Raw genomic sequence first — 21,739 nt, forward strand, 5'->3', positions numbered from 1 at the left:
ATGAGTGCAATCCCACTGGAACACGGGCTCGCCGTCGCCGGCATCCTCTTCGCCCTCGGGCTCGCCGGCCTGATGGTGCGCCGTAACATCCTCTTCGTCCTGATGAGCCTGGAAGTCATGATGAACTCGGCCGCCCTGGCCTTCGTGGTCGCCGGTGCCCGCTGGGCCCAGGCCGACGGCCAGATCATGTTCATTCTGGTGATCACCCTCGCAGCCGCCGAGGCCAGCATCGGCCTGGCGATTCTGCTGCAGCTGTATCGCCGCTTCCACACCCTCGATATCGACGCTGCCAGCGAGATGCGCGGATGAACCTTCTATTCCTGACCTTCCTGTTCCCGCTGCTCGGCTGGTTCGTCCTGTCGTTCTCCCGCGGGCGTCTCTCCGAAAACGCCTCCGCCGTGATCGGCGTCGGCTCCGTCGGCCTCTCTGCCCTCACGGCGGCCTGGGTCATCTGGCAGTTCCACGTGTCGCCGCCGGCAGGCGGTGTCTACACCCAGGTGCTCTGGCAGTGGATGAGCGTGAACGGCTTCGCGCCCAGCTTCACGCTCTACCTGGACGGCCTCTCGGTCACCATGCTCGGCGTGGTCACCGGCGTCGGCTTCCTGATCCACCTGTTCGCCTCCTGGTACATGCGCGGTGAAGAGGGCTACTCGCGCTTCTTCTCGTACACCAACCTGTTCATCACCAGCATGCTGTTCCTGGTGCTGGGCGATAACCTGCTGTTCCTGTACTTCGGCTGGGAAGGCGTGGGCCTCTGCTCCTACCTGCTGATCGGCTTCTACTACAGCAACCCGAACAACGGTAACGCCGCGCTCAAGGCCTTCATCGTCACCCGCATCGGCGACGTGTTCATGGCCATCGGCCTGTTCATCCTGTTCATGCACCTCGGCACCCTGAACATCCAGGAGCTGATGAAGCTGGCACCCGAGAAGTACGTGGCCGGTGACAGCTGGCTTTGGTTCGCCACCCTGATGCTGCTGGGCGGCGCCGTGGGCAAATCCGCCCAGCTGCCGCTGCAGACCTGGCTGGCCGACGCCATGGCCGGCCCGACCCCGGTTTCCGCACTGATCCACGCGGCCACCATGGTCACCGCGGGCGTCTACCTGATCGCCCGGACCCACGGCCTGTTCCTGCTCACCCCCGAGATCCTCGAGCTGGTGGGCATCGTCGGTGGCGTCACCCTGGTGCTGGCCGGCTTCGCCGCGCTGGTGCAGACCGACATCAAGCGCATCCTCGCCTACTCCACCATGAGCCAGATCGGCTACATGTTCCTCGCCCTGGGCGTGGGGGCATGGGACGCGGCGATCTTCCACCTGATGACCCACGCCTTCTTCAAGGCCCTGCTGTTCCTCGCCTCCGGTGCGGTGATCAACGCCTGCCACCACGAGCAGAACATCTTCAAGATGGGCGGCCTGTGGAAGAAGCTCCCCCTCGCCTACGCCAGCTTCATCGTCGGCGGCGCGGCCCTGGCGGCACTGCCCCTGGTCACCGCGGGCTTCTACTCCAAGGACGAGATCCTCTGGGAAGCCTTCGCCAGCGGTCACCAGTGGCTGCTCTACGCAGGCCTGGCCGGTGCCTTCCTGACCTCGATCTACACCTTCCGCCTGATCTTCATCGCCTTCCACGGCGAAGCGAAGACCGAGGCCCATGCCGGCCACGGTGTGGCCCATTGGCTGCCGCTGTCGGTGCTGATCGTGCTGTCCACCTTCATCGGTGCGCTGATCACCCCGCCGCTGGCCGGCGTGCTGCCTCAGAGCGTCGGCCATGCCGGTGGCGAAGCCAAGCACAGCCTGGAAATCGCCTCGGGCGCCATCGCCCTGGCGGGCATCCTGCTGGCCGCCCTGCTCTTCCTCGGCAAGCGTCGCTTCGTCAGCGCCGTCGCCCAGAGCGCACCGGGCCGCTTCCTCGGGGCCTGGTGGTACGCCGCCTGGGGCTTCGACTGGCTCTACGACAAGCTGTTCGTCAAGCCCTACCTGCTGGCCACCCGCCTGCTGGGCAACGACCCGATCGACTCCGGCATCGGCCTGATCCCGCGCCTCGTTCGTGGCGGCAACGGCATGCTGAGCAGCAGCCAGACCGGCCAGCTGCGCTGGTACGCGGTCTCCCTGGTGGGTGGTGCCGTGCTGGTGCTCGGCGCCGTGCTGCTGACCTGAATCTTCTTAAGGAATTGAGCCCGTCATGATTCTGCCCTGGCTAATCCTGATTCCCTTCATCGGCGGCCTGCTGTGCTGGCAAGGTGAGCGCTTCGGCACCACCCTGCCTCGCTGGATTGCGCTGCTGACCATGTCGCTGCTGTTCGGCCTCGGCCTCTGGCTGTGGGCCACCGGCGACTTCACCCTGGCCCCTGCCCCGGGTGCCGATCCGGTCTGGGCGCACGAATTCAAGGTCAACTGGATCGAGCGCTTCGGCATCACCATCCACCTCGCGATGGATGGCCTGTCGGTGCTGATGGTGACCCTCACCGGCCTGCTCGGCGTGTTGTCCGTGCTGTGCTCCTGGAACGAGATCCAGAACCGCGTCGGCTTCTTCCACCTCAACCTGATGTGGATCCTCGGCGGCGTGGTCGGCGTGTTCCTGGCCGTCGACCTGTTCCTGTTCTTCTTCTTCTGGGAAATGATGCTGGTGCCGATGTACTTCCTCATCGCGCTCTGGGGTCACAGCGGCAGCAAGGGCAAGACCCGCATCTACGCCGCCACCAAGTTCTTCATCTTCACCCAGGCCAGCGGCCTGGTGATGCTGGTGGCGATCCTCGGCCTGGTGCTGGTGCACTACAACGCCACTGGCGTGCTGACCTTCAACTACGCCGACCTGCTGAAGACGCCGCTCACGCCCACTGCCGAGTACCTGCTGATGCTGGGCTTCTTCATCGCCTTCGCGGTGAAGTTCCCGGTGGTGCCGTTCCACTCCTGGCTGCCGGACGCCCACGCCCAGGCGCCCACCGCAGGCTCCGTGGACCTGGCCGGCATCCTGCTGAAGACCGCTGCCTACGGCCTGATGCGCTTCGCCCTGCCGCTGTTCCCCAACGCCTCGGCCGAGTTCGCGCCCATCGCCCACTGGCTTGGCGTGTTCGCCATCGTCTACGGTGCCCTGCTCTCCTTCGCGCAGACCGACATCAAGCGCCTGGTGGCCTTCTCCAGCGTCTCGCACATGGGCTTCGTGCTGATCGCCATCTACTCCGGCAGCCAGATCGCGCTGCAGGGTGCAGTGGTGCAGATGATGGCCCACGGCCTGTCCGCCGCCGCGCTGTTCATCCTCTGTGGCCAGCTGTACGAGCGCCTGCACACCCGCGACATGCGCCAGATGGGTGGCATCTGGAGCCGCATGCCCTACCTGCCAGCCATCAGCCTGTTCTTCGCTGCCGCAGCCCTCGGCCTGCCCGGCACCGGCAACTTCGTGGGTGAGTTCCTGATCCTCCTGGGCTCCTTCGAGAAGGCCATGTGGGTGACCATCATCGCCGCCACCGGCCTGGTGTTCGGCTCGGTCTATTCGCTGATCATGATCCACCGCGCCCACTTCGGTGCCGCCAAGTCCGACGCGCCACTGCAGGGCCTCAAGCCCCGCGAACTGATCATGGTGCTCGGCCTCGCCGTGCTGCTGATCCTCCTGGGCGTCTACCCGCAACCGGTGCTGGACACCTCCGCTGCCAGCATGCACGGCGTGCATCAGTGGCTGGATGCAGCCTTCACCCAACTCGCCTCGGCCCGGTAGCTGTCATGGAACATCACGCTGTGGAATTCACGACTCAACACCTGATCGCCCTGCTGCCGCTGCTGGTTGCCTGCGCCACTGTCGTCGCAGTGATGCTGGCCGTGGCCTGGAAGCGTAACCACACCCTCACCTTCGGCCTGTCGGTGGTCGGCCTCAACGCCGCCCTGCTGGCCATCATCCCGGCGCTGGGCGTCACCCCCATCGAGGTGACCCCGCTGCTGAAGGTCGACACCTTCGGCTGCTACTACATGGCGCTGGTACTGGCCTCCACCCTGGCGTGCGTCACCCTGATCCACGCCTACCTGGGCGGCAACACTGGCCAGGGCTACCCGGGCAACCGCGAGGAGATGTACCTGCTGATCCTCCTGTCCGCCTGCGGTGGCCTGGTGCTGGTCACCGCGCAGCACATGGCCGGCCTGTTCATCGGGCTGGAACTGCTGTCGGTGCCGGTCTACGGCATGGTGGCGTACGCCTTCTTCAACAAGCGTTCGCTGGAAGCCGGCATCAAGTACATGGTGCTTTCGGCCGCCGGTTCCGCCTTCCTGCTGTTCGGCATGGCCCTGCTCTACGCCGACGCCGGCACCCTGAGCTTCGCCGGCATCGGCGCCAAGTTCTCCGGCCAGGGCGTGCCCGGTGGCCTGGTGCAACTGGGCATCGGCATGATGCTGGTCGGCCTGGCGTTCAAGCTGTCCCTGGTGCCCTTCCACCTCTGGACGCCGGACGTCTACGAAGGCTCCCCGGCCCCGGTGTCGGCCTTCCTGGCCACCGCCAGCAAGGTCGCCGTGTTCGCCGTGCTGGTTCGCCTGTACCAGATCTCCCCGGCCACTGCCGGTGGCTGGCTGAACGACCTGCTGGCCGCCATCGCCGTCGCCTCGATCCTGTTCGGCAACCTGCTGGCCCTGCTGCAAAGCAACATCAAGCGCCTGCTGGGCTACTCCTCCATCGCCCACTTCGGCTACCTGCTGATCGCCCTGATCGCCACCAAGGGCATGGCCGTGGAGGCCATCGGCGTCTACCTGGCCACCTACGTGCTGACCAGCCTGGGTGCGTTCGGTGTGGTGACCCTGATGTCCACGCCCTACAACGGCCGTGACTGCGACGCCCTGTACGAATACCGCGGCCTGTTCTGGCGCCGTCCGTACCTGACCGCCGTACTCACCGTGATGATGCTGTCACTCGCCGGCATTCCGCTCACCGCGGGCTTCATCGGCAAGTTCTTCGTCATCGCCGCCGGTGTCGAATCCCACCTCTGGCTGCTGCTGGGCGTGATGATCCTGGGCAGCGCCATCGGCGTGTTCTATTACCTGCGGGTCATGGTCACGCTGTTCCTGGTGGAGCCGAACCTGCGTCGTCACGACGCCGACCTGCACTGGGCCCAGCGCGCCGGCGGCATCATGCTGCTGATCGTCGCCCTGCTCACCTTCGTGCTCGGCGTCTACCCGCAGCCGCTGCTGGACCTGGTCCAGCACTCCAGCCTGGTCGCACTCGGCCACTGAGCGCCCCACGGCAGCAACGAAAAAGCCCGGCGAATGCCGGGCTTTTTCATGGCCGTTCACTTCGGGGCCCCCTCCCCTTCCGCGTCCAGGCAGGTGAAACCAGCAAGACCATGGCGCCAGCCGGCAAGTCCCGGCATCATCGGCAGCCTGCTCCAGCGGGCGCCCCGCCGCCGCACCCCATCAAGGACGAAGCCGTGCACCCAAGACCCGACCTGCTGTTCATCCCCGATTTCCTCGACGAGCCGGACAGCCACTTGCGCCAACTGCTCGAAACGGTCACCTGGGACACCCGCATGCGCGCGCGGCGCACTGCCAGCTACGGGGTCGCCTACAACTACTCGCAGATCCACTACCCCGCCACGCCACTGCCCGCCTGGGCCCAATGGCTTGGCGAGCGCCTGCAACCGGTCATTGGCTTCTCTGCCAACAACTGCCTGCTCAACCTCTACGAAGACGGCCAGTCATCCATGGGCTTTCATTCCGATGAGTGCGAGGTGCTGGAAGCCGGCACCGGGGTGGCCATCCTCTCCCTCGGGGACTCCCGCGAGATCCGCTTCCGCAGCAAGGCCGACCGCGAGCACGAAGTGGCCTGGACGCTACCGTCCGGCTCGCTGCTCTACATGGACCAGGCCGTCCAGGCCCACTGGCTGCACGCCATTCCCCGGACCGAAGCCGCCGGCCCGCGCATCAGCCTCACCTTCCGCCGCCTGCGGGCAGCGCCTTAAGGCAGGCGGACCCGCCGACGGGTGCTGACGAACAACCCCCAGCTGGCCATGAACAGCGCCGCCACCAGCGGGCCGATGACGAAGCCATTGAGGCCGAACAGCGAAATCCCGCCCAGGGTGGAGAGCAACACCAGGTAGTCCGGCATGCGCGTGTCCTTGCCCACCAGGATCGGCCGCAGCAGGTTGTCCACCATGCCGATCACCAGCACGCCCACCAGCACCAGCACCACGCCCTGCCAGAGGTCACCGCTGAGCATCAGCCAGGCCGCCACCGGCGCCCAGATCAGCCCCGAGCCCACTGCCGGCAGCAGGGACAGGAAGGCCATCAGCACGCCCCAGAGCAATGCACTGGGGATGTCCAGCAGCCAGAACACCACGCCACCCAACCCGCCCTGGATCACCGCCACCACCACGTTGCCCTTGACCGTCGCCCGCACCACACGGGTGAACTTCAGCTGCAGGCGACGCTTGTGGTGATCCGCCAGGGGCACCGCCGTGCGGATGTGCCGCACGATTTCCGGGCCGTCGCGGAGGAAGAAGAACAGCAGGTAGAGCATCAGGAAGAAGCCGATCACCACCTGGAAGGTGTCCTGCCCGATGGAGAACGCCTGGGTCGCAAGGAACTGGCTGCCCTGGGTGGCGGCGCCCACCAGGCGGTCACGCAGGCCGTTCAGGTTGTCCAGGCCGAAGCGCCCCAGCTGATGCTGTAGCGCCTGCGGGAGCAGGTCGATGAAGCGTTCCAGGTACATGCCCAGGTCCAGCTCGCCGGACTCCAGCCGGCTGTACAGATCGGCCCCCTGCTGCACCAGCAGCAGGCCGATCAGGCACACCGGGATGATCGCCACCAGCAGGCATACCCCCAGGGTCAGCAGCGCCGACAGGTTGCCGCGCCCACCCAGGCGCAGGGCCAGGCGGCGTTGCAGTGGTGCGAACACCACCGCCAGCACCACCGCCCAGAAGGCGGCGCCATAGAACGGCAGCAGGATCCAGATGAAGGCCAGGGAAACCAGTACCAGCAGCAGGATCAGCGAGCGAAGTTCGAGGGGATAGCGGGAGGCGGACATGGGCGGGCGGTATCCAGTGGGGTTACCGGTTTAGTCCGCCAGTGCCCGCACAAAGTGCGAAGACTTTGCAGGTGCGGCGCCCGGAAGCGCCAGGGGTGGAGTCGCCTTGGCCTGGGCTTCAGCCCGGAACGCGAATGGCCTCGCGCCCCGAGCCGAACAAGCCGGCGATCAGATGCGGAACTGACGCACCAGCGCACCCAGGCGTTCGCCCAGGGCGGCCAGGGAGCGGGCGGTCTCGGCACCCTGGCGGGTGTCGTCGGCGACGCTGTCCACGGCCACGGCGATCTGGTGCACGCTGCGGTTGATCTCCTCGGCCACCGCCGTCTGCTCCTCGGCAGCGCTGGCGATCTGCGCGTTCATGGCGTTGATGGTACCGATCAGCCCGGCGATGGCGTCCAGCGAGGCGCCGGCCTGGTTGGCCTGCTCGCTGGTGACCTCGCCGGCATCGCTGGAGCGGCGCATGGCGGTCACCGCTTCCTGGGTGCCCTGTTGCAGGCGGTCGATCATGCCCTGGATTTCCTGGGTGCTCTGCTGGGTGCGGCTGGCCAGGGCACGCACCTCGTCGGCCACCACGGCGAAGCCGCGACCGGCCTCACCCGCGCGGGCCGCCTCGATGGCGGCGTTGAGGGCCAGCAGGTTGGTCTGCTCGGCAATGGAGCGGATCACCCCCAGCACACTGACGATGGACTGCACGTCCTGCTGCAGGCTGTCCAGGGACACGCCGCTCTCGCGGATGTCGCCCACCAGCGAGTGGATACGGGTGATGCTGCCGTCCACCACGCGCTTGGCGGCCTGGCCTTCCTGGTCGGTCTTCTGTGCGGCCTCGGCAGCCCCCTGGGCGCTCTGGGCCACCTCATGGGCGGCGGCGCTCATCTCGTTGATGGCCGTAGCCACCTGGTCGGTCTCGTGGCGCTGGCGCTCCATGGCCTGCTCGGAGCGGTGGGCCTGGGCGGACACCTGGTCCACCAGGCCGGTGAGCTGCACGGTCATCTCGACGATCTGGCGCACCAGGCCGTGGATCTTCTCGACGAAGCGGTTGAAGGAGCCAGCCAGTTCGCCCAGCTCGTCCTGGCTGTTGATCGGCAGGCGGTGGGTCAGGTCACCGTCACCGGCGGCGATGTCGTCAAGGTTGGCCTTGATCTGCTGCAACGGACGCAGGAAGGCGTTGGCCAGGGTCGTGCCGACGATGCCGAACACCACCAGCAAAATCGCCGCAATCACCACGATGCTGGTGAGGATGGTGCTGATGCGCGCGTCGATCGCCTCCTGCACCTCGGCCACCTGGGCCTCGACGCCGTCCAGGTTCACCGCCGTGCCCAGGGCCATGTCCCACTTGGGCAGGTAATAGCTGTAGGCGAGCTTGGGCACCTGCACGCTCTCGTTGCCCGGCAAGGGCGAGCTGTAGAAGACGTAGCGGCTGTCATCCTTGGCGACCCGGACCAGTTCGTCGTTCACGGCCACACCGTTGACGTCCTTGCGGCCGGAGAAGCTCTTGCCCACGTCCACTGGGCTGTCGCCACGGAACAGGCGGATCACCTGGGAGTCGTAGGCGAAGAAGTAGCTGTCCTTGCCGTACTTGATCTTCTTCAGGATCTCGATGGCTTTTTCGCGGCTCGCCATGTCATTGGCGGCCGACGCGTCATACAGCATCTGCACGGAGCCCAGGGCGATCTGCATGTAATGCTGCAGTTCACGGCGGTTCTCATCGATCAGACGCTCGCGGGTTTCCTTCACCTCACCCTCGGCGAGGCTCAGCAGGACCTTGGCTGCTGCGCCGCTGAGCACGACGGCGAACAGTATCACCGGCGCGAGCGCCAGCAGCAGGACCTTGGTTTTGAGTGTCAGGCGCATGTATCCATTCCTCAGGGCGGCAGACCGGGAAAACGAAAGGGGGACAGCCGAGGTATCGGCTGTCCCTTCATTAGCTATAGCGAATCGTGGGGAAAACGCGGCGGAACGAGCGCTCCGTCACAACACCATGGCCGCCAGCCAGCCGAAGGCCAGCAGGGGCAGGTTGTAATGCAGAAAGGTGGGCACCACGGTGTCCCAGATGTGGTTGTGCTGGCCGTCCACGTTCAGGCCGGAGGTAGGGCCCAGCGTCGAGTCGGAGGCCGGCGAACCGGCGTCTCCCAGTGCGCCGGCGGTGCCGACGATGGAGACGATGGCCAGCGGGCTGAAGCCCAGCTGCAGACACAGCGGCACGAAGATCGCCGCGATGATCGGCACCGTCGAGAACGACGAGCCGATGCCCATGGTCACCAGCAGCCCCACCAGCAGCATCAGCAGCGCGCCAAGCGCCTTGCTGTTGCCGATCAGCCCGGCGGAGGCCTCCACCAGGGTGGCCACCTGGCCAGTGGCGCGCATCACCTCGGCGAAGCCGGCGGCGGCGATCATGATGAAGCCGATCATCGCCATCATCTTCATGCCCTCGGTGAACAGGTCGTCCACCTGGCGCCAGCGCACCACGCCGCTGGCGGAGAACAGCAGGAAGCCCACCAGTGCGCCGACGATCATCGAGTCCAGCCACAGCTGCACCACGAAGGCGGCGACAATGGCCGCCCCGGCCGCCAGCAGGCTGCGGTGGTCGTAGGCCACCTCCACCTGCTCGGCAGCGGCGATGCGTTCCAGGTCGTAGACGCGCTTGCGCCGGTAGCTGAACAGCACCGCGATCAGCAGGCCCGCAACCATGCCCAGCGCCGGGATGGCCATCGCCTGGGTGACGCTGACGCCACTGATGTCCGCCCCGCTGCGGGCCACGTTGGCCAGCAGGATCTCGTTGAGGAAGATGTTGCCGAAGCCCACCGGCAGGAACATGTACGGCGTGATCAGGCCGAAGGTGATCACGCAGGCCACCAGCCGGCGGTCGATCTGCAGGCGGGTCAGCACGTACAGCAGCGGCGGCACCAGCAGCGGGATGAAGGCGATGTGGATCGGCAGGATGTTCTGCGAAGCGATCGCAACGCCCAGCAACAGCGCCACTAGTCCCCATTTCAGGGCACCGCCGCCGTTGCCATCCTGGCGCCCCACCAGCGCCAGCACCCGGTCGGCCAGCGCATGGGCTAGCCCGGAGCGGGAAATTGCCACGGCAAAGGCCCCCAGCATCGCGTAGGACAGCGCAACAGTCGCACCACCGCCCAGCCCCTTGTTGAAGGCCTCCAGCGTGCCATCCACGCCAAGCCCACCCAGCAGGCCGCCCACCAGCGCACCCAGGATCAGCGCCAGCACCACGTGCACGCGCAGCAGGCTCAGCACCAGCATCACGCCGACTGCCACGATCACCGCATTCATTCCACTCTCCCGAAGGCCGCCCTGTTCAAGGAGAGCGGCAAAAAAAGCGGCGTACTCTGCCGAAAGCGAACGATACTGTCAAAACGGATACATGTTCAGAATGCTGAACGATGCGTGCATAATCCTTGCATGCTGCGCCCGCAGCAGTCGTTTCGAGTTGGAAGCCCCATCGCCAGGACCGGCCTGATCAAGTAAGTGGCCAACTGGCCGATAGCCGCCTTGTAGTCTGACGAGAAGAAGGAAAAGACCATGCCGTTCAGTCGCCTTTCCATCCAGTGGAAGATCACCCTGCTCGCCGGCCTCTGCCTGCTGGCCATCGTGACCCTCCTGGTAGGCGCCTCCCTCTACCAGTCCAAACGCAGCGCCGAACTGGTGAAGGCCTCCAGCTCCCAGATGCTCGACCAGAGCGCCCGACAACGGATGCAGGCCCGTGGCGAACTGCAGGCCATCCGCATCCAGCGCTACTTCATGGACGCCTACCAGTACGGCAAGGGTTTTTCCCGCCAGATACTGTTCCTCAAGGAACAGGCCGAGAAGCGCTTCCTCGACGCCTTCGACCTGCGCGAGGACCTGACCCGCCAGGTGCGTACCAGCCTGGAGGCCAACCCCAGCCTGCTGGGCCTCTACGTGGTGTTCGAGCCCAACGCCCTGGACGGCAAGGACGAACTGTTCACCGAACAGGGCGAGCTGGGCAGCAACGAAAAGGGCCGCTTCGCCCTCTACTGGTCCCAGGCCACGCCCGGCAAGCTGCTGTCGGAAACCATGGACGAGAAGATGCTCGCGGACAGCAGCACCGGCCCCAGCGGCTCGCCCTACAACGCCTGGTACACCTGCCCCATGCAGACCCGCGATTCCTGCGTGCTGGAGCCCTACTTCGACGATGTCGGCGACCGCAAGATCCTCATGACCAGCATCGCCTTCCCGCTGATCCAGAACGACAAAGTCATCGGCGTCATGGGCCTGGACATCAGCCTCGACAGCCTCCAGCAGCTCAGCCAGCAAGGCAGCCAGGAGCTGTACGACGGCAAGGCCCACATCAGCATCATCAGCCCCGCCGGCCTGCTCGCCGGCCACAGCCAGGACATCGGCAAGCTCAGCCAAAAGCTCGATGCCGTCTTCGGTGCCGACGCCGCCGCCCTCACCTCTGCCCTCCAGAGCGGCAAGCCCAGCAACGTCGACAAGGACGGCATGCTGCGGGTGATGGAGCCCTTCAAGCCGATCCCCACCGCCTCGCCCTGGAGCGTGATGCTGGAAGTGCCGGACAAGGTGCTGCTCGCCCCCGCCATCAAGCTGCAGAAGGAGCTGGACGCCCAGCGCGACGCCAGCAGCCTGGTTTCGGCCCTCATCGGCCTCGCCGCCGCCGTACTCGGCCTCGGCCTGATGTGGCTCACCGCCCTCGGCGTCACCCGGCCGATCCTCGGCGTGGCCGCCATGCTGAAGAACATCGCCAGCGGCGAAGGCGACCTCACCCGCCGCCTGGAGTACGCCCGCCAGGATGAACTGGGCGAGCTGGCCGGCTGGTTCAACCGCTTCCTCGACAAGCTGCAGCCGATCATCGCCGACGTGAAGCGCTCGGTTCAGGATGCCCGGGGCACTGCCGACCAGGCCTCCTCCATCGCCGAGCAGACCAGCGCCGGCATGCAGCAGCAGTACAAGGAAGTCGACCAGGTGGCCACCGCCTCCAACGAGATGAGCGCCACTGCCCACGACGTGGCCCACAGTGCCGCCCAGGCCGCCGAAGCCGCACGAGGCGCCGACCTGGCCACCCAGGAAGGCCTGGCGATGATCGACCGCACCACCAGCGCCATCGAGCAGTTGGCCAGCGAGATGAGCGCCGCCATGGAAGAGGTGCAAGGCCTCTCCAGCAGCAGCGAGCAGATCGGCTCGGTGCTGGAAGTGATCCGCGCCATCGCAGAGCAGACCAACCTGCTAGCCCTCAACGCCGCCATCGAAGCCGCCCGCGCAGGGGAAGCCGGCCGCGGCTTCGCCGTGGTCGCCGACGAGGTACGCAGCCTGGCCAAGCGCACCCAGGACTCGGTGGAAGAGATCCGCCAGGTCATCGAAGGCCTGCAACACGGCACCCGCGAAGTGGTCGGCTCCATGCACAGCAGCCACCGCCAGGCCCAGAACAGCGTCGAGCAGGTCGGCCAGACGGTGACCTCGCTGCGCAAGATCGGCGATGCCGTCACCGTGATCACCGACATGAACCTGCAGATCGCCAGCGCCGCCGAGGAGCAGAGCGCCGTGGCCGAGGAGATCAACCGCAACGTCGCCGCCATCCGCGATGTCACCGAATCCCTCTCGGTGCGGGCGCGGGAGTCGGCCGAGGTCAGCCAGAACCTCAACCGCCTGGCCAACCACCAGCAGGGCCTGATGGACCAGTTCAAGGTCTGACGCCATCGGCTCCATGCCCTGGCACGCCGGCGCTTGTTCGCCGGCGTGCCGCTCGCTAGCCTGCCCCTCCCCCTTCCTCCTTCCTGCAAGGACAACACAATGCTCAACTACGCCATCGTGGCCGGCTCCAGCCGCGCCAACAGCCAGTCCGGCAAGGTCGCCCGCTTCATCCGCCAACGCCTGGTCGACCTGAAGCTGGCCGATGAGGCCGGCACCTCGGTCATCGACCTCGGCCAGCAGCCGCTGCCACTGTGGCCCGCCGAAGACACCGGCCCCTGGGCCGGTTTCCAGCAACAGCTTAAGGCCGCCGACGCGGTGGTGATCATCGCCCCCGAGTGGAACGGCATGGCCTGCCCGGCCATCAAGAACTTCTTCATCTATGCCAGCAAGGCCGAACTGGCCCACAAGCCGGGGCTACTGGTGGGCGTCTCCTCCGGCATCGGCGGCGGCTACCCGATCAGCGAGCTGCGCGCCTCCAGCTACAAGAACTGCCGCCTCTGCTACCTGCCCGAACACCTGATCGTCCGCGGCGTGGAGAAGGTGCTCAACGGCGCCGAGGTGGCCAGCGAAGACGACCAGCGCATCCGCGACCGCCTGGACTACGACCTGGACATCCTCGCCAAGTACGCCACCGCCCTGCAGCCGGTGCGTGCCAGCATCGACTTCAGCAACCCCACCTTCACCAACGGCATGTAAGCACGCCGGCCCCGCCACACTGCGCGGGGCTGTCCCTCACAGCGCCCGCCCCTTACAGCGAAAGCGCCCGCTGCACCACCGCACCACGCGGATCACCGCTGGGGCCCACCAGCGCGTAGTTGTAGCCATTGCGCGACCAGTAGCGCGCCTCCAGGTCACCGTCCTGGCGGCTGCCGCTGGGCATCTCGGCATAGAGCGCGCCAGGCGAGCGCAGGTACAGGCTGACCCGCTGGCCGTTGGCATCCTCGAACAGCAGGATCGCCGCCGCCCCCTGCTCATTGGTCAGCAGCCGCCCACCCACCGGGCGCAAGCCGTAGGGCGACAGGTCGGGAATGCGCGACGCGTGGGTGAAACGCCGGTCCAGCCAGGCCTGGAGGTTGCCGGCATCGCCCTGCACATCCACCGCGACGCTGCCCAGGGCGAACAGGCGGTGTGCCTCCAGGGCGTCCTGCATGGGCGGAATGTCCGCCAGCAGGGTCTGCTCACGGGCCTGCCAGCCACCCACGCCTCCCAGCCCCAGGGCCAGCAGCAAGGCGGCCGCCGTCGCCCATTGGCGCCGTTGGCGGGCCAGCCGTGCGCGGCGGATGGCACGCGGGTCCAGCGCCGGGTTGGGCGGCAGCCCCTGCAGGTCGGCGAGGCCGGCACGCAGGTGCTGCATATCCTGGCGCCAGCCCTCCACCTGGGCGGCAGCCTCGGGGTGGCGGGCCAGCCAGGCCTCCACCAGGCGGGCCTGTGCGGGGTCGAGCTGGCCGTCCAGGTAGGCGTGGAGATCGTGTTCGCTGGGTTCGAAGGAAGTCATTTGAGTATCCGCAACGAAGGGGATGCGATTTCGCCCTCGGCCAGCGCGCGCAGGGCCTTGCGCGCGCGGGAGAGGCGGGACATGACGGTGCCGATGGGCAGGTCCAGGGCCTCGGCGGCCTCCTTGTAGCTGAGCCCCTCCACCCCCACCAGCACCAGCAGCGCGCGCTGCTCGGCCGGCAGGCGGACGAAGGCATCGAGGGTCGAGCGTGCCTCCACCTGCGCCTCCAGCGACGGGGTCTCGTCGGCACCGGCCAGGCCGAAGAAGCCCAGCACCTTGGCGTAGCGCCGAGCGCGCCGCTGCCCGTCGAGGAACTTGCGGTAGAGGATGGCGAACAGCCAGGCCCGCAGGCTCTCGGCCTGGCGCGGCCCCTGGCGATCGCCCAGGGCGCGCTCCACCGTGGCCTGCACCAGGTCATCGGCACTGGCGGGCTCGCGGGTCAGCCAGAGGGCGAAACGGCGCAGGCGCTGCAGCAGTTCGCGAAGTTCGTCGTCATCGATGTCATGCATGGGGAACGGGGCTCGGGGCAAGGATGCTGTGGAGGAAGACGCCCCAGCCGCAACTTTATTCCAGCCGGCGGGAATAAATCCTCCGCTCGTACGTCCCACCGGCTCAATGACCTGGCCAGAGGAGCCATCCATGACCCCTTCCCCCCTCAGCCGCGCCCAGCTCGCCGGCCGGCTCTCGCTGATCGGCCTGGCGGTCGCCGGGCTGGCCGGCGCCTTCGCCTGGACCGCCGGCTGGATCGGCCCGCAGCGCCTCACGCCGCAACGCATCATCGACACCTTCGAAGCCAACGCCGGCCACTACCCCGGCTACCGCAAGAACCACGCGAAGGGTCTGTGCATCAGCGGCCAGTTCCAGTCCAGCGGCGCCGCTGTCGCCTATTCCCGCGCCCAGGTCTTCGCCCCGGGCGACATCCCGGTGAGCGGGCGCCTGGCCATCGGCGGCAGCAACCCCTTCGCCGCCGATGCCAGCGTGCCGGTGCGCAGCCTGGCCTTGCGCCTGCGCAGCGCCGACGGCCAGGAGTGGCGCACCGGCATGAACACCCCGGCGGTGCTGGCGGTGGGCACGGTGGAGGCCTTCTTCGAGCAGGTGCTCGCCTCGGCCCCCGATCCGGCCACCGGCAAGCCCAACCCGGCGAAGGTGCAGGCCTTCTTCGACGCCCACCCGGAGAGTGCGGCCTTCCGCCAGTGGGCCCAGGCCAACAAGCCGTCCAACAGCTTCGCCAACGCCCGCTACCACGGCCTCAATGCCTTCCGCCTGGTGAACGCCGACGGCCAGGCCCGCTACGTGCGCTGGGCGATGGTGCCGGAAGCGCCCTACGAACCCCTGGACGCCCAGGTGGACGACCCGGACTTCCTCGCCCACGACCTCCACCGCCGCCTGGCCCAGGGCCCGCTGCGCTGGCACCTGGTGCTGACCCTGGCCGAGGACGGCGACCCGGTGGACGACCCGTCCCGCGCCTGGCCCGCCGAGCGCCAGCAGGTGGAGGCCGGCACCCTGGTGATCGACCGCGCCCAGCCCGAGGACCAAGGAGACTGCCGCGACATCAACTTCGACCCGCTGGTGCTGCCCGACGGCATCGAGCCCTCGGCCGACCCGATCCTCGCCGCCCGCTCGGCCGCCTACGCCGTGTCCTTCAACCGCCGCACCCACGAAGGCGCCCCCGCACCTCGCCCCGGAGCCCAGCCATGAATTCCACCCGCCCCGTCTTCACCCCGCTCGCCCGCCTGCTGCACTGGCTGATGGCGATCCTGATCCTGGCCATGCTGTTCATCGGTGCCGGCATGGTGGTGGAGATCAGCCCCTGGCACACCACCCTGGTGGCCGTGCACAAACCGCTGGGTGTCGCCCTGCTGGTGCTCGCCGTGCTGAGGCTGGGCGTACGCCTGCGCCGGCCGGCACCGCCACTGCCGACCGACATGCCGGCCTGGCAGCAACGCCTGGCCCACGCCTCCCATGTGCTGCTCTACGGCCTGATGCTGGCCATGCCCCTGGTGGGCTGGGGCATGCTCTCCGCCGGCGGTTACCCGGTGCAGCTGGGCAGCGCCCTGCAGTTGCCGGCCATCGCCCCGCACGACGTCCAGCTCTACGCAGTACTGCGCAGCGCCCACCGCTGGCTCGCCTACCTGTTGCTGGCCTGCGTCCTGGCGCACCTGGGCGCCGCGCTGTTCCACGGCCTGGTCCGTCGCGACGGCGTGCTCGGCAGCATGCTCGGGGGCCGCTGAACGGCGTGATCCGGCCCAAACCAATCCAGACGGCCGTGGTCTAGGAGCTGTACGCACCCTCCATTCCCGACGCGGCAGGCCGACAAGCGGCCTGTCGCGAAATGGGCGGTGCCTGGCCTTCACCCTGGAGAACTTCCGTGAGCCGCATCCCCTGCCTTCTGATCACCCTGCTGTGCTGCGCCGGCAATGCCCTGGCGTCCAGCGACGATGCCTGGAAACAGCACGACCGCCGCGTCCTGGCGGCCTGCACCGCCGTCAGCAGCCTCAAGGATGCAAAGCCCGCCGGCCAGCCCGTGGTGTTCGACGACCGCCTCGGCCTCACCGCGCTGATGATCACCGGCCGCTACCCCCAGCCGCACATGAAAGGGCGCAGCGGCAACGAGCTGTGCCTGTACGCCCGCAAGACCGGCAACGCCTACATCAGCGAAGCCGATCGCCTGGTGGGCAGCGGCACGCCCTGAGCCCAGGGTCGCCCTGGCGACGGGCGTGCTCTATCATCGCGGCCTTTTCACAGCACCCGAGCCGCACCATGAGCGAACCGACCACCCTCCTCGACACCCTCGGCAACAGCGACATGCTGGAGATCGACGGCCTGCATGCCTGGCAATTCGACCTGGTCGACGGGGCACTGCGCATCGAATGCATCGACGGCCGCGACCGTCGCGTCTGGCAATTCAGTGCCGAGCAGGTGCAGCAGGCCCGCGCCGAAGCCGATGGCAGCTGGCGGATCGACAGCGACCAGGGCGAGCACCACCTGGTGTGCATGGAGGCCTTCAGCGGCAGCAATGACGACGATGAAGAAGACGAGGACGAAGCGCCCGAGCAGGCCTGAACAGGCTCAGCTCACCACGTTGCGCAGGTAGCGCAGGGGCACCGTGCCCAGGTTCGAGTAGGCATAGGGCTGGCTGCTGGCGAACACATGGAAGTCCCCGGCGCGGACCGTCACCGGCCCCTCCGGCAGTTCCAGCGTCAGCTCCCCCTCGATGACGTAGACCATCTCCCTCCAGCCCTCGGCATCCGCCTCCGAGGCGTAGCGCTCGCCCGGCTCCAGGGCCCAGGACCACAGCTCCACCTCGCGCCGCGCCGGGGCGCTGGCCAGCAGTACGGCGCGGCTGCGCGGGTCCTGGCCGACCCAGGCCACCGCTTCGATGCGCGAGCGATCCGGGCGGCTCGGCGCCTGCACCAGGTCGGGGAACAGCACCCCCAGGGCCTCGGCAATGCGGTCCAGGGTCGCCAGGCTGACGTTCACATCCCCGGCCTCGATGCCGACGATCATCCGCCGGCTCACCCCGGACTCCGAAGCGAGCGCATCCTGGCTCATGCCCAGCGCCTTGCGCAGACGGCGAACGTTCTCGGAGACGTGTTCCAGTACGTTGGGTCGGTCCATGTGCTTGGGCAATATATTGCTCATTGAGATGAATTTGCGCATTATGTTGCACATCCCGGCGCACCACAAGCACGCGCCCTTCCCTGCCTGATCCGGAAAACCATGACCCAGTCCCGCAACCTGGCCGCGACGCTCCTGCCCGTCGGCGTGCTGATCATCGCCATGACCTCCGTGCAGAGCGGCGCGTCCCTGGCCAAGAGCCTGTTCCCCCTCATCGGCGCCGAAGGCACCACCACCCTGCGCCTGGTGTTCGCCGCGATCTTCCTGATCCTGGTGCTGCGCCCGTGGCGCGCCCGCATCAACACCGGTGCCCTGGGCAGCGTGGTGGCCTATGGCGTGGCCCTGGGCTTCATGAACCTGCTGTTCTACATGTCCCTGCGCACGGTGCCCCTGGGCGTGGCGGTGGCACTGGAGTTCACCGGGCCGCTGGCGGTGGCAATCTTCTCCTCGCGGCGCCTGCTGGACTTCGTCTGGATCGCCCTGGCGGTGGCCGGCCTGTTGCTGCTCCTGCCGGTGGGCGCCAACGCCAGCGGCATCGACCCGCTGGGCGCTGCCTACGCGCTCGGCGCCGGCGTGTGCTGGGGGCTGTACATCATCTTCGGCCAGCGCGCCGGGGCCGACCACGGCATGCAGAGCGCCTGCCTGGGGGTGATCGTCGCCGCCTTCGCCGCTGCGCCCTTCGGCGTGGTCCATGCCGGCACCGATCTGCTCAACCTGGCCCTGATCCCCACCGCGCTGGGGGTGGCGCTGCTCTCCACGGCCATCCCCTACACCCTGGAGATGTACGCCCTGCAACGCATGCCGGCGCGGACCTTCGGCACCCTGATGAGCATCGAGCCGGCCCTGGGGGCGCTCTCCGGGCTGCTGTTCCTCGGTGAAAAGCTGACGCTGCTGCAATGGGCCGCCATCGGCGCCATCATCCTCGCCTCGGTGGGCACCACCGCGAGCATGAAGCGCAAGGAAGAGGTGCAGGGGCTGATTCCCGCCGACTGAGCGCAAACCCCTTGCCGAGCGAAGCCCTCCTGCGCAAGGCTATCGCCCTGCCTTGCGCCCTCACAGGATCGTCCATGAACAAGTTCCCCTACGTTTCCACCGGCTGCCGCCCGGTCAACTGGCAGCTGGACCAGATCGTCAGCGAGTTGCGCAGCGCCCGCGAAGAGTGGCGCAGCCGCAACGGTCGCGGCCAGGATCGCGGCGGACGCGAGCTGCCCTCGCGCACCACCATCGGCCAGATCATCGAAGCCATCAGCGGCGCGCTCTTCCCCATGCGCCTCGGCCCGGCGGACCTGCGCGAGGAAAGCGAAGACTTCTACGTCGGCCACACCCTGGACGTGGCGCTCAACGCCCTGGCCGGCGAGGTACGCCGCGAGCTGGGCTACACCGCCCGGCAGAACAGCACCAGCGCCGCCGACATCGAGTGCGAGGCCATCACCATCGTCCAGGGTTTCGCCGCCGCCCTGCCGCAACTGCGCCGCCTGCTGGACAGCGACGTGCTGGCCGCCTTCCAGGGCGACCCGGCCGCCCGCAGCGTCGACGAAGTGCTGCTGTGCTACCCCGGCATCCACGCGGTCATCCACCACCGCCTGGCGCACTACTTCTACAAGAACGGCCTGCCGCTGGTGGCGCGCATCATCGCCGAGATCGCCCACTCGGCCACCGGCATCGACATCCACCCCGGCGCCACCATCGGCAAGAGCTTCTTCATCGACCACGGCACCGGCGTGGTGATCGGCGAAACGGCGATCATCGGCGAGCGCGTGCGCATCTACCAGGCGGTGACCCTGGGCGCCAAGCGCTTCCCCGCGGACGAGTCGGGCAACCTGCAGAAGGGCCAGCCCCGCCACCCCATCGTCGAGGACGACGTGGTGATCTACGCCGGCGCCACCATCCTCGGGCGCATCACCATCGGCAAAGGTTCGGTCATCGGCGGCAACGTCTGGCTGACCCGCAGCGTGCCGGCCGACAGCAACATCACCCAGGCCAGCCTGCAGAGCGACTGCGGCGCCTGACCGGTACGCGCCGTGGCCCCTCGCCACGGCGCGCGCCCGGACGGACGGCACGCGGGCAGCCGATGAATGACCGGTCCTGGCCACTGGCCAGTGGCCTGCATTGATCTAGCATCCAAGGGACGACAGCAGTCACGTCGCTCCCGGTTGCACGACCCGGCCCGGCTCGCCGGGCACGCCATGGACAGGCGCCCTGAAACCATGGCACCCACCGATACAGCTCCAGAGGTCCTACGTGACACCCCCGGCGACGAGCTTCACCCCCCTGCTGCACCTGGTGCGGCGGTTTTTTCGTGTGCGTGCGGCAGCCCTGCTGGGCGCCGAGGGCCTGCTCGCCTGTGACGGATCACCTGCGGAACAGGTCGTGGCCGCCTGCCACGGACAATCGCCCGAGCTGCGCGCCCTTCATCACCAGCCCCTGCCCGGCACCGACGCCCGCCTCATCCTGCTCGATACCGCCCCCCTGGCAGACGACCTCGACACCACGGCCCTGGCCGACTTCGCCTGCCTGGCGGCAGAGCTGCTGGAGCAGCAGCAACGCCTGCAACGCATGCAGGACGAGACCACCGCCCTAAAGGAAAACGAACAGCGCCTGGCCTTGGCCGTGGCCGGCAGCGGCACCGGCATCTGGGACCGGGACGTGGTCAACGGGCGCATCCACTACTCGCCGGGTTGGAAGTCCATGCTCGGCTACGCCGTCGGGGAAATCAGCGACCGCATCGAGGACAGCTACGGCCGCATCCACCCCGATGACCTGGACTATGTGCGCCGCACCATGCTCGACCACTTCGAGCAGCGCACCCCCGACTACCAGGTGGAACACCGCCTGCAACGCAAGGACGGCAGCTACATCTGGGTCAGCAGCCGCGGCAAGGTGGTCGAGCGCGACGAACAGGGCCGTGCCCTGCGGATGATCGGCACCACCACCGACATCACCGAGATGAAGCGCATGGCCCGCCGGCTGGAACAGAACATCGAACTGCTGACGGACCTCACCAACGAGATCCCCGGCATGGTCTTCCAGTACCTGCGCCACCCCGACGGCAGCGGCGAATACCGCTACGTCAGCGCCGGCAGCCTGGACATCTACGGCCTCTCCCCCGAGCAGGTAAAGGTCGGGCGTGAACGCATCCTCGCGCTGATCCACCCCGACGACCTGCCGGGCTACCTCAACGCCCTGGAAACCTCCGCCATGGCCCTCACCCCCTGGCACCGGGAATACCGCGTGTGCCTGGCCAGCGGCGAAGTGGGCTGGCGCCTGGGCAATGCACACCCCAAGCGCCTGGGCGATGGCAGCGTGCTCTGGCACGGCTTCATCACCGACATCAGCGAGCAGAAGCGCATCGAGGCCGAGCTGCAGGCCCTGGCCATCACCGACTTCCTCACCCAACTGCCCAACCGCCGGAACTTCATGACCCGTCTGGAAGAGCAGCTGGCCCGCCTGCAACGGCCCGGCAACAGCGGCGCAGCACTGCTGATGTTCGACCTGGACCACTTCAAGGGCATCAACGACCGCTGGGGGCACAGCGCCGGCGACGAGGCCCTGCGCCACTTCGCCGCCCTGCTCAGCGAGCAGATGCGCCGGGTCGACTTCGCCGGGCGCATGGGCGGCGAAGAGTTCGCCGTGGTGCTCAACGACGCCGACCACCGCAGCGCCATGGTCTTCGCCCAACGCCTGCAGCAGCGCCTGGAAGACGTGCCGCTGCTGTACCAGGGCGAACGCATCCCCCTGACGGTGAGCATCGGCATCACCACCCTGGGCACCGACGACATCACCGCCGCCGGCGCCCTGTCCCGCAGCGACATGGCCCTGTACCGGGCCAAGGCGGAAGGCCGCAACCGCATCGAGGTGCACTGACGCACCATCCGTCCGGACGCCGCACGGCAGCTTGACCGCCTTCGGGGAGTGAAATTACTGTATTTATATACAGTAATTTCCGACACA

19 protein-coding genes and 3 pseudogenes are annotated in these 21,739 nt (G+C 67.7%); 15 read left to right on the forward strand and 7 right to left on the reverse strand.

The annotated features are described in order from the left end of the window. The 5 genes from nuoK (at position 1) to FBY21_RS08910 (ending at position 5,929) form a co-directional block, all read left to right on the forward strand. Positions 1 to 309 (forward strand): NADH-quinone oxidoreductase subunit NuoK, encoded by a 309-nt coding sequence (gene nuoK, locus FBY21_RS08890; RefSeq protein WP_044405825.1) that lies wholly within the window; start codon positions 1 to 3, stop codon positions 307 to 309. After that, positions 306 to 2,153, forward strand: coding sequence for an NADH-quinone oxidoreductase subunit L (gene nuoL / locus FBY21_RS08895; RefSeq protein ID WP_142010410.1), 1,848 nt, complete (start codon positions 306 to 308; stop codon positions 2,151 to 2,153). Before nuoK ends, nuoL begins: the two co-directional genes overlap by 4 nt. 25 nt (positions 2,154 to 2,178) lie before the next feature. Beyond that, the gene (gene nuoM, locus FBY21_RS08900; RefSeq protein ID WP_074969567.1) at positions 2,179 to 3,708 is read left to right on the forward strand and encodes an NADH-quinone oxidoreductase subunit M; all 1,530 of its coding nucleotides are present in this window, start codon (positions 2,179 to 2,181) and stop codon (positions 3,706 to 3,708) included. Between the two features lie 20 nt (positions 3,709 to 3,728). Then, positions 3,729 to 5,204, forward strand: coding sequence for an NADH-quinone oxidoreductase subunit NuoN (nuoN, locus tag FBY21_RS08905; protein ID WP_107329202.1), 1,476 nt, complete (start codon positions 3,729 to 3,731; stop codon positions 5,202 to 5,204). A 194-nt stretch (positions 5,205 to 5,398) separates the two neighbouring features. Continuing rightward, positions 5,399 to 5,929, forward strand: a complete 531-nt coding sequence (locus FBY21_RS08910; protein ID WP_253543689.1) for an alpha-ketoglutarate-dependent dioxygenase AlkB — start codon at positions 5,399 to 5,401, stop codon at positions 5,927 to 5,929. Here FBY21_RS08910 and FBY21_RS08915 read toward each other — a convergent pair. The 4 genes and pseudogenes from FBY21_RS08915 to FBY21_RS08925 all read right to left on the reverse strand — a co-directional run bounded on the left by FBY21_RS08915 (position 5,926) and on the right by FBY21_RS08925 (position 10,281). Further along, on the reverse strand, positions 5,926 to 6,993 hold the full coding sequence (locus FBY21_RS08915) for an AI-2E family transporter (protein ID WP_044405834.1): 1,068 nt from the start codon (positions 6,991 to 6,993) through the stop codon (positions 5,926 to 5,928). The genes FBY21_RS08910 and FBY21_RS08915 overlap by 4 nt on opposite strands. Before the next feature lie 168 nt (positions 6,994 to 7,161). Next, a complete protein-coding gene (locus FBY21_RS30210) occupies positions 7,162 to 7,983 on the reverse strand; it encodes a methyl-accepting chemotaxis protein (RefSeq protein WP_409563811.1) in 822 nt (273 codons plus the stop codon). A 36-nt stretch (positions 7,984 to 8,019) separates the two neighbouring features. Next, a pseudogene (locus FBY21_RS30215) lies at positions 8,020 to 8,844 on the reverse strand (cache domain-containing protein); the annotation flags it as partial. A gap of 117 nt (positions 8,845 to 8,961) precedes the next feature. Further along, complete coding sequence (locus FBY21_RS08925; RefSeq protein ID WP_142010417.1) at positions 8,962 to 10,281, reverse strand: Na+/H+ antiporter family protein; 1,320 nt, start codon at positions 10,279 to 10,281, stop codon at positions 8,962 to 8,964. Between the two features lie 468 nt (positions 10,282 to 10,749). Between FBY21_RS08925 and FBY21_RS30220 the strand changes: the two are divergent. The 3 genes and pseudogenes from FBY21_RS30220 to FBY21_RS08935 form a co-directional block, all read left to right on the forward strand. Then, positions 10,750 to 11,769 (forward strand): annotated as a pseudogene (locus FBY21_RS30220) (chemotaxis protein); the annotation flags it as partial. A 378-nt stretch (positions 11,770 to 12,147) separates the two neighbouring features. Further along, positions 12,148 to 12,675, forward strand: a pseudogene (locus FBY21_RS30225) (methyl-accepting chemotaxis protein); the annotation flags it as partial. 99 nt (positions 12,676 to 12,774) lie between these two features. After that, positions 12,775 to 13,371, forward strand: a complete 597-nt coding sequence (locus tag FBY21_RS08935) for an NADPH-dependent FMN reductase (protein ID WP_142010421.1) — start codon at positions 12,775 to 12,777, stop codon at positions 13,369 to 13,371. A gap of 52 nt (positions 13,372 to 13,423) precedes the next feature. Here FBY21_RS08935 and FBY21_RS08940 read toward each other — a convergent pair whose 3' ends face one another. Both FBY21_RS08940 and FBY21_RS08945 read right to left on the reverse strand, forming a co-directional pair. Next, positions 13,424 to 14,170: an anti-sigma factor family protein gene (locus tag FBY21_RS08940; RefSeq protein ID WP_107329208.1), complete on the reverse strand. Its 747-nt coding sequence runs from the start codon at positions 14,168 to 14,170 to the stop codon at positions 13,424 to 13,426. Beyond that, entirely contained in the window at positions 14,167 to 14,679 is a 513-nt protein-coding gene (locus FBY21_RS08945; protein WP_142010423.1) for a sigma-70 family RNA polymerase sigma factor, read from the reverse strand. The genes FBY21_RS08940 and FBY21_RS08945 overlap by 4 nt, the downstream gene beginning before the upstream one ends. 130 nt (positions 14,680 to 14,809) lie before the next feature. Here FBY21_RS08945 and FBY21_RS08950 point away from each other — a divergent pair, with 130 nt between their 5' ends. From FBY21_RS08950 to FBY21_RS08965, 4 genes are all read left to right on the forward strand, one after another. Next, on the forward strand, positions 14,810 to 15,868 hold the full coding sequence (locus tag FBY21_RS08950; RefSeq protein WP_142010425.1) for a catalase family peroxidase: 1,059 nt from the start codon (positions 14,810 to 14,812) through the stop codon (positions 15,866 to 15,868). Next, entirely contained in the window at positions 15,865 to 16,401 is a 537-nt protein-coding gene (locus tag FBY21_RS08955; protein WP_142010427.1) for a cytochrome b, read from the forward strand. Before FBY21_RS08950 ends, FBY21_RS08955 begins: the two co-directional genes overlap by 4 nt. Positions 16,402 to 16,538: 137 nt before the next feature. Beyond that, the gene (locus tag FBY21_RS08960) at positions 16,539 to 16,862 is read left to right on the forward strand and encodes a hypothetical protein (RefSeq protein ID WP_409563789.1); all 324 of its coding nucleotides are present in this window, start codon (positions 16,539 to 16,541) and stop codon (positions 16,860 to 16,862) included. 68 nt (positions 16,863 to 16,930) lie between these two features. Continuing rightward, positions 16,931 to 17,233 (forward strand): DUF5629 family protein, encoded by a 303-nt coding sequence (locus FBY21_RS08965; protein ID WP_074969545.1) that lies wholly within the window; start codon positions 16,931 to 16,933, stop codon positions 17,231 to 17,233. 6 nt (positions 17,234 to 17,239) lie between these two features. Here FBY21_RS08965 and FBY21_RS08970 read toward each other — a convergent pair whose 3' ends face one another. Beyond that, entirely contained in the window at positions 17,240 to 17,830 is a 591-nt protein-coding gene (locus tag FBY21_RS08970; RefSeq protein ID WP_142010430.1) for a helix-turn-helix domain-containing protein, read from the reverse strand. 60 nt (positions 17,831 to 17,890) lie between these two features. Here FBY21_RS08970 and rhtA point away from each other — a divergent pair, with 60 nt between their 5' ends. The 3 genes from rhtA to FBY21_RS08985 all read left to right on the forward strand — a co-directional run bounded on the left by rhtA (position 17,891) and on the right by FBY21_RS08985 (position 21,652). Next, positions 17,891 to 18,781, forward strand: a complete 891-nt coding sequence (gene rhtA, locus FBY21_RS08975) for a threonine/homoserine exporter RhtA (RefSeq protein WP_044404225.1) — start codon at positions 17,891 to 17,893, stop codon at positions 18,779 to 18,781. A gap of 74 nt (positions 18,782 to 18,855) precedes the next feature. Then, positions 18,856 to 19,797 carry a serine O-acetyltransferase EpsC gene (gene epsC, locus FBY21_RS08980; RefSeq protein ID WP_074969541.1) on the forward strand — a complete coding sequence of 314 codons (942 nt, stop codon included), beginning with the start codon at positions 18,856 to 18,858 and terminating at the stop codon, positions 19,795 to 19,797. Between the two features lie 361 nt (positions 19,798 to 20,158). Then, positions 20,159 to 21,652, forward strand: coding sequence for a sensor domain-containing diguanylate cyclase (locus FBY21_RS08985; RefSeq protein WP_253543690.1), 1,494 nt, complete (start codon positions 20,159 to 20,161; stop codon positions 21,650 to 21,652). Positions 21,653 to 21,739 lie beyond the last annotated feature (87 nt).

The organism is Pseudomonas sp. SLBN-26, from assembly GCF_006715895.1.
Lineage (GTDB): Bacteria > Pseudomonadota > Gammaproteobacteria > Pseudomonadales > Pseudomonadaceae > Metapseudomonas > Metapseudomonas otitidis.

What these genes read in the sequence shown, in the direction of transcription:
- nuoK (WP_044405825.1), top strand. Translation starts at nt 1, where the DNA reads ATGAGTGCAATCCCACTGGAACACGGGCTCGCCGTCGCCGGCATCCTC.
- nuoL (WP_142010410.1), top strand. Translation starts at nt 306, where the DNA reads ATGAACCTTCTATTCCTGACCTTCCTGTTCCCGCTGCTCGGCTGGTTC.
- nuoM (WP_074969567.1), top strand. Translation starts at nt 2,179, where the DNA reads ATGATTCTGCCCTGGCTAATCCTGATTCCCTTCATCGGCGGCCTGCTG.
- FBY21_RS08915 (WP_044405834.1), bottom strand. Translation starts at nt 6,993, where the DNA reads ATGTCCGCCTCCCGCTATCCCCTCGAACTTCGCTCGCTGATCCTGCTG.
- FBY21_RS30210 (WP_409563811.1), bottom strand. Translation starts at nt 7,983, where the DNA reads ATGACCGTGCAGCTCACCGGCCTGGTGGACCAGGTGTCCGCCCAGGCC.
- FBY21_RS08925 (WP_142010417.1), bottom strand. Translation starts at nt 10,281, where the DNA reads ATGAATGCGGTGATCGTGGCAGTCGGCGTGATGCTGGTGCTGAGCCTG.
- FBY21_RS08935 (WP_142010421.1), top strand. Translation starts at nt 12,775, where the DNA reads ATGCTCAACTACGCCATCGTGGCCGGCTCCAGCCGCGCCAACAGCCAG.
- FBY21_RS08940 (WP_107329208.1), bottom strand. Translation starts at nt 14,170, where the DNA reads ATGACTTCCTTCGAACCCAGCGAACACGATCTCCACGCCTACCTGGAC.
- FBY21_RS08945 (WP_142010423.1), bottom strand. Translation starts at nt 14,679, where the DNA reads ATGCATGACATCGATGACGACGAACTTCGCGAACTGCTGCAGCGCCTG.
- FBY21_RS08950 (WP_142010425.1), top strand. Translation starts at nt 14,810, where the DNA reads ATGACCCCTTCCCCCCTCAGCCGCGCCCAGCTCGCCGGCCGGCTCTCG.
- FBY21_RS08955 (WP_142010427.1), top strand. Translation starts at nt 15,865, where the DNA reads ATGAATTCCACCCGCCCCGTCTTCACCCCGCTCGCCCGCCTGCTGCAC.
- FBY21_RS08965 (WP_074969545.1), top strand. Translation starts at nt 16,931, where the DNA reads ATGAGCGAACCGACCACCCTCCTCGACACCCTCGGCAACAGCGACATG.
- FBY21_RS08970 (WP_142010430.1), bottom strand. Translation starts at nt 17,830, where the DNA reads ATGCGCAAATTCATCTCAATGAGCAATATATTGCCCAAGCACATGGAC.
- rhtA (WP_044404225.1), top strand. Translation starts at nt 17,891, where the DNA reads ATGACCCAGTCCCGCAACCTGGCCGCGACGCTCCTGCCCGTCGGCGTG.
- epsC (WP_074969541.1), top strand. Translation starts at nt 18,856, where the DNA reads ATGAACAAGTTCCCCTACGTTTCCACCGGCTGCCGCCCGGTCAACTGG.